Source organism: Evansella halocellulosilytica, from assembly GCF_002335745.1.
Lineage (GTDB): Bacteria > Bacillota > Bacilli > Bacillales > Salisediminibacteriaceae > Bacillus_CA > Bacillus_CA halocellulosilytica.
Map to the genome: position 1 here is coordinate 3,695,203 of NZ_NIST01000001.1, position 13,199 is coordinate 3,708,401.

Annotated in this window: 9 protein-coding genes and 1 pseudogene; 1 reads left to right on the plus strand and 9 read right to left on the minus strand. The window is 38.1% G+C overall.

The genetic code is table 11. The features are described from left to right. Window positions 1-218: 218 nt before the first annotated feature. From CD001_RS17610 to CD001_RS17645, 8 genes and pseudogenes are all read right to left on the minus strand, one after another. On the minus strand, window positions 219-1,205 hold the full coding sequence (locus CD001_RS17610; RefSeq protein WP_096188919.1) for a nucleotidyltransferase domain-containing protein: 987 nt from the start codon (window positions 1,203-1,205) through the stop codon (window positions 219-221). 56 nt (window positions 1,206-1,261) lie between these two features. Continuing rightward, on the minus strand, window positions 1,262-1,786 hold the full coding sequence (locus CD001_RS17615; protein ID WP_096188920.1) for a histidine phosphatase family protein: 525 nt from the start codon (window positions 1,784-1,786) through the stop codon (window positions 1,262-1,264). Between the two features lie 418 nt (window positions 1,787-2,204). Beyond that, on the minus strand, window positions 2,205-3,506 hold the full coding sequence (locus CD001_RS17620) for an NCS2 family permease (RefSeq protein ID WP_096188921.1): 1,302 nt from the start codon (window positions 3,504-3,506) through the stop codon (window positions 2,205-2,207). A 131-nt stretch (window positions 3,507-3,637) separates the two neighbouring features. Beyond that, window positions 3,638-4,311: pseudogene (locus CD001_RS17625) on the minus strand (ribonuclease H family protein). A gap of 211 nt (window positions 4,312-4,522) precedes the next feature. Next, window positions 4,523-5,332 (minus strand): carbon-nitrogen family hydrolase, encoded by an 810-nt coding sequence (locus tag CD001_RS17630; RefSeq protein ID WP_096188922.1) that lies wholly within the window; start codon window positions 5,330-5,332, stop codon window positions 4,523-4,525. A 16-nt stretch (window positions 5,333-5,348) separates the two neighbouring features. Beyond that, entirely contained in the window at window positions 5,349-6,521 is a 1,173-nt protein-coding gene (locus CD001_RS17635) for a pyridoxal phosphate-dependent aminotransferase (RefSeq protein WP_096188923.1), read from the minus strand. 620 nt (window positions 6,522-7,141) lie between these two features. Then, window positions 7,142-8,272 (minus strand): alanine dehydrogenase, encoded by a 1,131-nt coding sequence (gene ald, locus CD001_RS17640; RefSeq protein ID WP_096188924.1) that lies wholly within the window; start codon window positions 8,270-8,272, stop codon window positions 7,142-7,144. 115 nt (window positions 8,273-8,387) lie between these two features. Further along, a complete protein-coding gene (locus CD001_RS17645) occupies window positions 8,388-9,641 on the minus strand; it encodes a PucR family transcriptional regulator (protein ID WP_096188925.1) in 1,254 nt (417 codons plus the stop codon). A 277-nt stretch (window positions 9,642-9,918) separates the two neighbouring features. On the opposite strand from CD001_RS17645, the gene CD001_RS17650 reads away from it, so the two are divergent. Beyond that, on the plus strand, window positions 9,919-11,334 hold the full coding sequence (locus CD001_RS17650) for an alanine/glycine:cation symporter family protein (RefSeq protein WP_096188926.1): 1,416 nt from the start codon (window positions 9,919-9,921) through the stop codon (window positions 11,332-11,334). A gap of 107 nt (window positions 11,335-11,441) precedes the next feature. Here the strand turns inward: CD001_RS17650 and CD001_RS17655 are convergent, their stop codons facing one another. Then, window positions 11,442-13,115: a ribonuclease J gene (locus tag CD001_RS17655; RefSeq protein WP_096188927.1), complete on the minus strand. Its 1,674-nt coding sequence runs from the start codon at window positions 13,113-13,115 to the stop codon at window positions 11,442-11,444. Window positions 13,116-13,199 lie beyond the last annotated feature (84 nt).

A 13,199-nucleotide genomic window follows, 5' to 3' on the forward strand; every position in this document is an offset into this window, starting at 1 on the left:
TCTTTTCTAAACGTAAACCGTTGCTAGTTTTAGTACTTATCAATAGCTCCCTATAATTATATGTAAAACTTGATTTCGTCTTATTTTAACATTGATTCGTTTATAGAAACACTTTCTTGGAATCGTTCGCTAGGTAGCAGATGCATCTACTTGTAATAGATGAACCTCCCACTTATTAATAAAATACTTAAAGCTAGGTTTTTCTTGACCTTATTTGCTTAATTTTCTACTACGGTCTTACTCGCTATTGAAATTAATTCTTTACTTAGCTCATTTAATTGTTCGATTCTGTCTTCTTCCAAAGGCATAAACCCGATTCTTGACAACTCTTCTTGAATTTGGTCAGGTAATTGTTGAAAATATTGTTCAACAGTTAATCCATTTGACGTTTTAAAATAAAGTCCTACTGCTTCACCATACATTTGCCATACGAGATTCAGTTTTTCATTTCTATTTTCTAACCGTTTCATTTTTCTCTCACATAAAATGTCGTGGATATCAGCTAACTCACTGTTTGTATGTCCCTGGCCTTTTAAATATTTTCTAAAGTTCCTTACAATGTTATAAACTTCATACATATCTTCACTTAAAGAAAGTGGTGAAAATTTTTGAAACCTTTCGAGGTGATGTGGTAAAGTTCGTAGTTGAGTGATGACATTACTTGTAGAAAAAGAGTGATCATAAACAAATGTGAATAGGAAAGCTGCTTCTGACCAAGCCCCCATTGCAGCCAAGCTTGCTGAATAATGCTTTTTCATCTCTATACATTTAAGAGAAAACTCGACCCTTTCGTTAACGATCTTTGAGACTTGATTAACGATCTTTTTCTTGCCTGCATTCGAATATAGATACGATGTGGTCCAGTCTTGTAACTTACGGAATTCATCGTTTGTATCTATTATGATTTTCTGTTCAGCTATAAATCGGTTTTCCCAAGATGATTGTACAATATCACCTTTACTTGGTACATCATTTTTACTATGTATTTCTAATTGTATAATCTCACCATTATACTCCAGATCCACTTTGTGAAGAGAAACCCGATCGTCTAGATATACGATTAAATCTATGTCACTATACTCATCTGCTTCTCCTCTACCAACTGACCCTCCAACGCCAGCAAAAATAAATTCCATATTCGATTGAGTTAGATAAGATTTCGCAATTTGTAATAATCGATTACAATGACTTTGCAAAATATTCACCTCTACGCTCCTCTTAAAATACGCTTAGATTTTATCAACAATATGATGATTGATGATTAAAACTCATAGATGTTGTATTCACCGTTTTTTGATGAGTGTTTCAAAATATTCCCATCTTCAGGTATACCATTAAAATACGCTCCCACACTTCCAGTCGTACATTTATGTCCTGATAATAAGATGTTCACGCCTTTGTTCTTATACTTGTCTTCTAATTCTGTCATAAAAGCAAATACCCTTTTCATATATTGTTGAATGTTTTCAACCCCTTTATAAACATTTGAATCCGGAACGATTCCAGACATGACTACTTCTTCCACTTTTAATCTATCTGCTTGTCCTAGATCAAAAACATCTAGTCTCTCATCAGTAATTGCTTTTAAACCGGTCGCAATCTCTGCTGTTTGTACAGCTCTTTCTTGTGGTGAAGAAATGACATAATTAAACGTAACTTCCTTCAGTTCGTCCTTTAAAGATTCGGCTTGTTTTATCCCCTCTTCATTTAACGGCAACCCCCACCTTCCTTGCAACCTCCCTTGTTTGTTTAAATTTGTTTCCCCATGCCTAATGACGTATATCATATTCCATCCTCCTGTTTTCTATGTAAAAAATGATAATGCCCACAATCTAGGTATCTCACTTTTACTCCTGTTATTTATCATTACGGAGTTGATCGGAAATAGTTTCATTATTATGGCACAAAAAATCACGAGACGCCTACGGGAATAGCAATAGAAAATTTCCTTGGTGCGACAGTAGAACACTAAGGAAGTTGAGGCCTTGCCCGCGGTAAAGAATACACTGCGAATGCAAACGAAGTGCAGCACTAGAAGTGTATTTTACACACTCAACCTAATATACCATTGCTGAGCCAGAGCTAATCGATCACAAAAAAATGGCTCTCACCAAAGTAAGGACCATTTCACATCGTATTCTAAAAAACTATTAAGGCAGCAAAAACCTATACCGATTTTTGCTGCCTTCGCCTCAGAGACATATTTAACTTATCACATGAAAAACAAAATTAAATAAAAATAATAAAGCAATAACATAGAGCGATAGCGAAACTTCCTTAGCTTTACCAATTGCAATTTTTATAATTGGATACAGAATAAATCCAATGGCAATTCCATCAGCAATACTGTATGTGAAAGGAATCATTGCAATAATGAAAAAAGCTGGAAAGCTCTCACTCATATCCTTCATATCGAGGTGACGAAGGTTTTGGAGCATTAAGCCACCGATGATAATTAAGATCGGTGCGATCGCACTATTCGGAATCAGCTTAATAACAGGAATAAAAAAGACAGCAGCGAAAAATAGCAACCCTGTCGTTACGGCAGTTAACCCTGTTCTGCCACCAGATGCCATACTTGCTGTACTTTCTACTGTTGATACTGTTGGACTCGTACCAAAAACTCCTGATAGCATAGCAGAAATCGAATTCGCTTGAAAAGCACGTTTAAATCGTTCTGGCTTTTTCAAAAATGTAACGTGGCCATGGACTAATCCGATGTTTTCAAAAACGAGGACCATCGTCAATGAAAATACAGCGATCCAGAAAGTGAGTGAAACGATACTATCAAAGGACATAGCACCAAATACTTCCATGTAATCCGCAACGTTAAACGATCCTTCCTCTGTCGGTTGTGTACGATCGATCAAGCCTAATGCCCAGGCAAGCGTTGTTCCAACCACTATCGTTATTAAAAAGTTGCCAGGTACATTGCGCATAAACAGAATAATCGCAATGAAAAACGTTAATACCGTTACGATTACTTGCGGATTGCTAAGATCTCCAAGCGTAATGAGAGAATTCGTTCCCTTTTCGACAATTCCGCCTTTTTCAAGGCCAATTAACATTAAAAACAATCCTAGTCCGACCGTAATCGCTTCTTTTAATGACGAAGGTATCGCTTCACTTAGTTGCTTCGCGAAACGTGTAAACGCAACGACAATAAAAATAATCCCCGAAACAAACACTACAGCTAATGCTTCCTGCCACGATAACCCCATCGAGTGAACCATCGTATATGAGAATAGCGCATTAATTCCCATTCCTGGCACAATAATGATTGGAGCATTTGCCCATAGTCCCATGAACACGCAACCAACAATCGATGTAAGGATTGTCGCGATAATTGCTGCTTCTATTGGAATACCAGCTTCCGATAGAATTAAAGAATTGACAGCAATAATATAGACAATCGTAAAGAAACCAATCGTCCCGGCAGCGACTTCTTTTTTCACTGTCGTTTCATTCGCTTCAAGCTGAAAAGGGTCTTTTATCCACTTTTTCATCTTTATCGACCTAACTATTTGATTAGCCCTCTCCCTACCCGCTCCTTCCTGATAAACAGGCGAGCCAAAACGTTATTTTATATGATTGGACTAAAATCTGTCAACAGATCTAAACTGATCAATAATTGGAATTATGATAATCCTTCTTTATGTGGAAGCTCAACAGTGCTCGTTATTTCTACTTCTCTTAACGCTTGGGAGGCTAATTGATCAGCTTCCTCATTCTTTTTCCGTGAAATCGCTGAATATTCAGGACGAATTCCTAAATGATGAAGCTTATCCTCAATCCGATCCGCCCATCTATTAAGTTGTTGTTCCAGACATGGCCACTCCCCGAGTAGCTGATTAATCACAACTTGAGAGTCACCGGAGAAATGAACTTGTAAATGGTGGACACCTAAAACTCTAATTGTTCGATACTGAAAGATAAAGCAGCATATTCTGCTTCATTGTTCGAGTCAAGTTCCTCCACTACACGATTTTTTCGAAGGCGAAATGATTTTCCATTTTGCTCGTAATAAATCACGCAACCTAATCCGGACCTTTTTGTGTTATGGTCAAAACCGCCATCGAAATAAACAGTAATATTGTGCGGTTCCGTTTCAACCTCCTTCAAATATTTCACGATTTCTTTAAAGCTCCAAGTCGTGTTTTGTTCATCATAGAAAACGATATGTTTAATCCTCCCTGTTTTTTGGAGGTCTTCAGCTACTAGGACCGCTTTTTCGTCACTCATTTCTTCAGTACTCATCGTTGCTTCTGTTCCTTTTTTTGTTTTATAAGTAAAATGAATAGTAACCTTCACGTTAAAACCACCTTAAATGTTCTAAAATAAATGAGTGAGAAGAAGGTAAATAGAGCATTTTAGCTCTTAAAATTGATAATTATGTTCATTGTACCCTTCAATTATATGAATTATTTTCCCTTATAAAAAATCCGCCCAAAGCGGATTTTTACTACAAACTACAGAGTATAGCCTAAAGTCTCCAGTTAATGTCTGAACATTATTTTTCACCTTAACGATGATCCTTTTTGCTCTTTGTATATAATGATGGCACGCGACACTTAAAAACTGGTACGTCTTTCCTCACCGCTTTCACCTTTTCTGTTTCGATGGATGCAAGCAGTGTTTCCTCTTGATCATCACTTCCTTGGATAATGACTTCTCCCCATGGGTCGACTATCATTGAGTTTCCGGCAAATTCAACATTGTTGTATGATCCGATTCGATTAGATGAAATGACATACATTTGATTTTCTATCGCCCTTGCTTTTAGGAGCGTTGTCCAATGATCTTTCCTAGCTGCCGGCCATTCACCTAAGACGAAAAGGACTTCCACTCCTTCAAGTGCCAATTGACGAGTGATTTCTGGAAAACGTAAGTCGAAACAAATAATGACACCCATTTTCACACCATTTAATTCAAAGCTTTGAACTTGTTTTTTTCCACCTGTCAAATAACGTGGTTCGTCAAGCATTGGAACGAGATGAATTTTGTCATAATGATAAATAAGCTTGCCTTTGTCGTTAATGACATAAGCACGATTAAAAATATCGTCATTCACTTTTGTCGCTATTGACCCTGCAACAAGATGAACATCATGTTTTAGTGCTAATGTTTTTAAAAAAGTTAACGTTACTTCTTCTTCATTTTCTGCTAAATGTTCTAACTCGGTAAGAGTGTAAGCAGTCGTCCACATTTCAGGCAAGACAAGGATGTCAGCCTTACCTTTTGCTCTAACATCAGCTATCCATCTCTCTACTTTCTTCCGGTTTTTTGCTGGCTCTCCATTCATAATATCCATCTGATAAGCTGCTATATTCATCTACAGTCCCCCCTCTTTAAAAGAGCTTTAATTTGTCGATACGTTCAACTGCCTCATACAACCTTTCCGATTCTTCTAAAAGCCCTACGCGAACAAAACCTTCACCTTTTTCACCAAAGCCTCTTCCTGGAGCAACAGCTACATGAGCATCATATAGTAGTTTTTCAGCAAATTCATCTGAACTCATCCCTTTTGGACAAGGAAACCATGCAAAAAATGATCCTTTAGGTGCAGTTACTTCCCAGCCAATCGATTGCAAGCCTTCAACTAATAGATCTCGTCGCTCTTCATATAGATTGACAAGGTCTGTAACACATTGTTGTGATTCAAGCAAAGCAGTGGCTGCTGCCTGTTGAACAGCGCCAAATATACTTACATACATATGATCTTGGTATACATTAAGCATTTCGATAACAGACGGATTCCCAACGGCAAAGCCAATACGCCATCCTGCCATATTGTATGTTTTTGATAATGTATTAATTTCAATCCCGACGTCTTTTGCACCATCTGCTTGTAGAAAACTCGTCGGCTTCTGTTGATCGTAGCCAATCGCACCGTAGGCAAAATCATGAACGACACAAATGTTGTGCTCCTTTGCTAAGGTAACCGTTTCTTCAAAGAACTGCTTATTAGCCATCGCACCGGTTGGGTTGTTTGGATAGTTCAAAAACATGAGTTTACTCTCATCTAGTTTCTCTTTTGTTAACATGCGATAATCAGGGAGGAACTCATGTTCTTTATGTAAAGGCATCATGTTCATCTTCGCTTTCGCTAACGCGATCCCAGACCAATAATCTGGATAACCTGGATCTGGTACGAGCGCTGCATCACCTTCATTCAACATACACTGACTTATTTCAACAAGACCTCCTTTACCGCCAAATAATATACACACTTCACTTTCTGGATCTACATTTACTCCATACTCTCTTTCATAATAGGTTGCTATAGCTTCTTTTAAAAAAGAAAAGCCTCGAAAAGGCGGATATTTATGAAATTGAGGATTGTTCGCACCCTCTTTTAATCGATTAACAATATGTTTAGGTGTCGGCTGATCTGGATTGCCCTGCCCTAATAAAATGACATCTTTCCCTTCATCCTTTAATTTACCAATTTTTTTCGTTAGTTCCGCAAAATATTGTTTCGGTAAGTTTTGCATCACGTTTGCCATTTGAAATTTCTGCATCTCTCCATCCCCTTGTTTTCAGTCAGTTGTACAACTCACGCAAATCAGAAAATTCCCTCTTTTATTCGATTATCCCTATGTTATGGGGAGTGGAATCTTTCTGTCAAGTGGGATTAAGACTAAATGAGGCCGGGGAAAACCTAGTTATAAAAATGACTCTCGTTTGTGAGAGACTTTTCTTATTTAACAGGAATGATATATTAAGGTTGGCTGTTCAAAGACATTCGCTGTTACGCAAGGTCGTCCACAGCTAACCGGGGAAAATCGTCCCGGTGGATCTCTTCTCCTGCGGTTACTCGTCGCAAACTCCGTGCTTCTTACCTCTCTTCTATTATACTCGAGCAAGTGAATGCTCCTAGAGAATTAAGTGAAGATTCGCTCGTTGCTCCTGAAATGAAGCCTCGAACAAAATTAAGCTCTTGATTTTTCTATAGGCCTCTTGTGATTTTTGTCAATTTTCAAGGAAAAAACGTCAGACTGTAAATTGTGTACACAAAAAGGATACCTCTGATTCTGGGTATCCTCCTGCTTACGAAACGTTATTCTCAAGAGCATTAGTGCCTCTTATATTTTTTCATAGTCTCGGATTTATGAGTTCTCCTTTTAGAACATGCTCTCTATTAGATCGAAGATGCTGTTTTTTCAAGAGCCTGCTCTACTGAAACATACTCATAGCCTAAGTCTTTCGCTACTGCTTCATATGTGATGCTGCCAGCTGCAACATTAACACCTAGTTTAAGGGCAGCATTGTCAGCAACAGCTTTGTTTACACCTTTATTTGCAATTTGCAGTGCAAAAGGTACTGTTACGTTTGTTAAAGCAATTGTTGACGTTCTCGGTACAGCTCCTGGCATATTTGCAACCGCATAATGTACGACTCCGTGTTTTTCATACGTTGGGTTATCATGAGTTGTAATGCGATCAACTGTTTCGAAAATGCCACCTTGATCAATCGCAACGTCTACGATCACTGACCCTGGAGTCATTGCTGCGATCATGTCATCCTTCACAAGCTTCGGAGCTTTAGCACCAGGAATTAATACTGCACCGATTACTAAATCGGACTCAGCGACAGCATGAGCAATATTTAATGGATTAGACATTAATGTTTGAATGTCATTTCCAAAAATATCATCTAATTCACGTAGTCTTTCTGGATTTAAGTCAATAATCGTAACTTCTGCGCCGAGGCCAATCGCCATTTTGGCGGCGTTTGTACCGACAACTCCTCCACCGATAATCGTTACTTTACCACGCTTTACTCCAGGTACACCCGCTAATAAAACGCCTTTTCCGCCATTATATTTTTGTAAAAATTGTGCTCCAATTTGCGTCGACATACGTCCTGCAACTTCACTCATTGGTGTAAGAAGTGGTAATGTACGATTTTGTTCAACCGTTTCATACGCAATTGCCGTCACACCTTTTTCTGTTAATGCACGCGCAAGCTCAGGCTCAGCCGCAAGGTGTAAATACGTGAATAGGATCAAACCTTCTCTAAAGTAATCATACTCTGAAGCTAATGGTTCTTTTACTTTCATTACCATTTCCGCAGACCAAGCTTCTTTTGCCGTTTCTACGATTGTCGCTCCTTCTTGGACATAATCTTCATCCGCGAAACCGCTTCCAATTCCAGCATTTGTTTCAATGATGACTTCATGACCAGATTTTATTAATGCATCAACCCCTGATGGTGTAATTGCGACTCTGTTTTCGTTATTTTTAATTTCTTTAGGTACTCCAATTAACATAATAAAATGTCCTCCTCATCCTAATTTGTAACTTGTGATACTCAGAGTATAAATTCTCATCTTTCTTTTTTCATTATGAAAAACAGAGAAAAAAAGCACCCGCATTTGTTTAATTTTACAAATGGGGGTGCTTCTTCAATTTATTCAGTTTCATGTCTAGAAATAAAGCAATCTTTTGATTAGGACTTTTTAAGTCTATTCCGCTGATTTCTGATATCCTTTTTAAACGATAATTCAATGTGTTTGTATGAACATGCAAACTTTTTGCAGCTTCATTTACGTTACTATCATGATTTAGAAAAACTTCTAGTGACTCCAAAAGATGGGTGTTATGAGCATTATCGTAGTTTTTAAGTTTTTCAAGAGCTACATTTTCGTAATAATCTTCTTGATTCCTTTGAAGCAAGAACTCAAGATAACGATAAATACCAAGTTCTTGGAACGTATGTGCGTTTCCAACGTCGTCAGGGAATGAATTTTTTAAGCGTAAGATCGTTAAGGCTTGCTGATAACTTGCTTCAATTTTCCCGTAGCTTTCATAACTATTTCCGCATGCTCCTTTTATTTGATTCACTTGAAAACGTTTATTCATTTGAGAAATAAAGTCGTTAATAAATGGTTCTGCCTCTATTTTTTCTCCTTGAGATGAATGAGACGAACACAATAATATGAGATCATTACGGTCTATGACATAAAAAATGACGCGCACCTGTTGAGTCGTCGTAAGCATGTAAGAAATATATGGTTCAATGTTTTCTGTTATTTCTTCATCAAACTGAAAAACGAAAACAGCTATTGGAGATGGAGGGATCATATTAAACTGTTCTAAGTGATGAATAATTTCATCATGGTTTTTTAAATGACCCGTTAATAATTGCCAAAAAAATTCTTTATACCCTTCTTCTTTCTTTTTTTTCCGCACCTTTAATTGTAATAATTGATTTTTGGCCGATTGCGCAGCGTATTTTAACAGAATCATATCTTTCTCTGAGAGCTTATGATCGATTTCAACTACCCATATATAACCTAAAACTTCCTCTTTTGATCGAATCGCTACCGCAACTCGGTTACCAAGTCCAACTCCGGTAATTTCAGAAATCCGCACAGGATCATCACTATAATTAAGCTTCGGAATAATTCCTTCTCTCCATAAACTGTTGATGACTTTTTCAGGTACTCTCCGCCCCATGATTGTTGCAATTCTTGCTGAGTCAGTACGATCATCATGTAAACTGTATGCTAAAAGCCGGTGATTCCCGTCTTCAATCGTAACAGGACATTCCAAAACTTCACTAATTTTATCTACTAAATTTTCTAAACTACCAAATGACCCTTTAAATGGATCGTAATCAAACTGGTTTTTACTCATCATTAAACTCCTCAATATAAGCAAATTAAAACGAATCGTTTCTTATAAAATATACTTAGTCATATTGTAACCTAGATCTATCTATCTTTTCTATCTTCCTCTTAATATTCAGGGCAAAAAATAGGAAGCTATGAATTTACCAATATTTCCGATTGTTATATTAAACAAATAAATGATATGATATTTTAGTAATTCCACAAAACGAATCGTTCACAAAAATGATAAAATTGTAGAACACTTTTTCTGAAAGCGTTAACATCAGTGAGGAGGACATCAAGTGGATTTACTCGCAATTTTAGACAGAATTAATGGCGTTTTATGGGGAACGCCTAGTTTAGTTTTATTATTTGGAACGGGTCTTCTGTTAACATTTATGCTGAGAGGATTACAATTCAGGCGATTATTGTATGCCTTCAAACTTGCGTTTACGAAAGAAGGACAAGCTAGTTCCAAAGATGAAGGAGATGTAAGTAACTTTAAAGCGTTAATGACCGCACTAGCCGGAACGATCGGTAACGGGAATATTGCCGGTGTTGCAACTGCAATCACTCTCGGTGGTCCTGGTGCAATCTTTTGGATGTGGATTGTCGGTCTTTTAGGAATGGCAACAAAATATGCTGAAGCTTTATTAGCGATGAAATATCGTGTAAAAAATGAGAATGGTGAATATTCAAGTGGCCCGATGTATTATGTCGAGAGAGGTTTAGGGAAGAAGTTTAAATGGTTAGCGATTGCCTTTGCATTATTTGGTGCATTTGCTGCTTTAGGTATTGGAAATAGCGTTCAGTCAAACACAATTGCTGATGTGATGGAAACGTCTTTCGGTGTAAGTAATGTCGTAACAGGGTTTTTATTAGCTGGACTTGCTGCTTTAATTATTTTTGGTGGCTTGCAGCGTATAAGTAAAGTTGCAGGATTTTTCGTTCCAATTATGGCAGTCTTTTATATTACGGGTGCAGTGATTATCTTATTATTAAATTTTGATCAAATCATTCCCGCATTTCAAACGATTTTTTACTATGCATTCAATCCAGTTGCCGCAGCTGGCGGATTCGTAGGTGTCGTTGTATCTGAAGCAATTCGAAATGGTGTTGCACGAGGAATTTTCTCAAATGAAGCAGGTCTAGGTACAGCAGCACTTATTGCCGGTAATGCAAAAACAGATCATCCTGTTAAACAGGCCCTCGTTGCTATGACTGGAACGTTTATCGTGACGATTATCGTCTGTACGATGACTGGTTTAGTCCTTGTCATTTCTGGTTTTTGGGATCCAACTGGCGGACAGATTTCAGGTGTTGCTCACGAGGCAGGACTGGATGGCGGTGCCTTGACGAGTGCAGCGTTTGCATCTGTTCTTGGGGCAGTCGGCGAATATATTGTCGCTTTCTCGATCATTTTCTTCGGCTTTTCAACCATTGTCGGCTGGTATGTTTATGGAGAAAAATGTTTTGAATATATTGCGGGTACAAAAGGGATTAGCAGCTATCGTGCTGTATACATTCTCGCTTGTGGTATCGGTGCAGTTGCGAACTTAACAACCGTTTGGGCATTTGCTGATATGGCAAACGCACTCATGATGATTCCGAACTTAATTGCACTTATTTTATTAAGTAAAGTTGTTGTGCGTGAGACGAATGATTACTTTAATAATCACTTTAAAGCTGCATCCACAAATATGAAAAAAGTAAGTTAATTGAATGGGCTGCCCTAGAAGTCTCCACTTTTAGGACAGCCCATTTTTTGGCTAAGTGCCAGTCACTTCCCGAATAATCTTGTTTCACACACACAATGACTACAAAGTTATACTTCAATAATAATTGGAAGGATCATCGGCTTTTTCTTCGTTTGTTTAAATAAATATTGTCCAACCGACTTTTTCACGTGTTGTTTAATCATGCCCCACTCTTTTTTATCCTCATCCTCTAGTTCGTTCACCGTATTTGTAATGAGCTCATTCACATTCTGAATCAATTCTTCAGCTTCCCTAACATAAACGAACCCACGTGAAACCGTGTCTGGATTGGATACGAGCTGCTTTTCGGTTTTACTCATCGTTAAGATGATGACGAGCATGCCATCTTCAGAAAGCTGTTTGCGGTCTCTTAAGACGATTTCGCCGGTATCACCAACACCGATGCCATCAACGAATGTATTCCCTGCTCGTATTTTTCTCGTTTGTCTAGCAACACCGCCATTCACATCGACGACATCACCATTTTTCATAATAAATGTATTACCCTCTTTTACACCGACAGATTCAGCTAACAGCTGATGATGGTGCAGCATTCTATATTCCCCATGAATCGGAATAAAATATCTCGGTTTCATGAGAGTGAGCATCAATTTTAAATCTTCTTGATAGCCATGTCCGGATACGTGCATGCCAGACGAGCTACCTGTTCCATAAATTACTTTCGCACCAAGTGTAAATAAGTTGTCTACAATTCTCGTAACAGCTCGTTCATTTCCCGGTATCGGTCCTGCTGCTAAAATAACCGTATCTCCTGCTAAAACTTCTACACCTCGGAAACTTCCAGTCGAAAGTCTTGACAGAGCAGCTAACGGCTCCCCTTGACTGCCGGTACATAAAATCGCAACCTCTTCGGGAACGAAATCATTAATTTCCTTTTGATCGATTAGCATTTGATCCGGAACGTCTAAGTAGCCCCGCTCCATCGCAACGTTTACGACATTGACCATACTTCGTCCTAGTAATGCAAGCTTTCGATTCGTTTTCCTTGCGGCATCTACCGCTTGCTGTACGCGGCTAACATTTGAAGCAAAAGTTGAGAGAATGACTTTTCCTTCTGCTTTCTTAAAAGCCTCTTCGACATGATCACCGACCATTTGTTCCGACGGTGTTAAACCTGGACGTTCAGCGTTCGTACTTTCTGACAATAAAAGCAATACTCCGCCTTTTCCGATTTCAGCCATTTTATGGATGTCTGAGTGTTCGTTCATTGCAGGTGTTAAATCAAACTTAAAGTCCCCTGTATGAACGATATTTCCTTCAGGTGTTTGAAATACAATCCCTAAGCAGTCTGGGATACTATGAGTCACTTTAAAAAAGCTTACACCTATTTGTTCAAACGACACGTGTGAAAGTGCATCTATTTCAATTAATGTCGTTTCCCTCCTCAACTTATGTTCTTTTAGTTTCAATTCAATTAATCCTAGAGTGAAACGTGTTGCGTACACAGGAACATTCAGTTTTTTCAGGAAAAATGGAATGCCGCCAATATGATCTTCATGCCCGTGAGTTACGATTAACCCTTTAACCTTTTCTTTATTTTCAAGTAAATATGTAATGTCAGGAATAATTAAATCAATGCCTAATAAACTTTCATCCGGAAACTTATTACCACAGTCGATGATGATGATTTCATCATCATATTGTATGGCGTACATATTTTTGCCGATTTCATTTAATCCACCTAATGCAAAAATTGATAAACCGTTCACTTCTGTCTTCATCTATATCCCTCCATCCCTATTATGTGCCTGTCACTTCCCGAATAATCTTGTTTCTCAAAATGTTCCACGGCAAAATAACACAAG

Excerpts from the sequence above, each read along its gene's own strand:
- CD001_RS17615 (WP_096188920.1), bottom strand. The coding sequence starts at position 1,786 with ATGATATACGTCATTAGGCATGGGGAAACAAATTTAAACAAACAAGGG.
- CD001_RS17620 (WP_096188921.1), bottom strand. The coding sequence starts at position 3,506 with ATGAAAAAGTGGATAAAAGACCCTTTTCAGCTTGAAGCGAATGAAACG.
- CD001_RS17630 (WP_096188922.1), bottom strand. The coding sequence starts at position 5,332 with ATGAATATAGCAGCTTATCAGATGGATATTATGAATGGAGAGCCAGCA.
- CD001_RS17635 (WP_096188923.1), bottom strand. The coding sequence starts at position 6,521 with ATGCAGAAATTTCAAATGGCAAACGTGATGCAAAACTTACCGAAACAA.
- ald (WP_096188924.1), bottom strand. The coding sequence starts at position 8,272 with ATGTTAATTGGAGTACCTAAAGAAATTAAAAATAACGAAAACAGAGTC.
- CD001_RS17645 (WP_096188925.1), bottom strand. The coding sequence starts at position 9,641 with ATGAGTAAAAACCAGTTTGATTACGATCCATTTAAAGGGTCATTTGGT.
- CD001_RS17655 (WP_096188927.1), bottom strand. The coding sequence starts at position 13,115 with ATGAAGACAGAAGTGAACGGTTTATCAATTTTTGCATTAGGTGGATTA.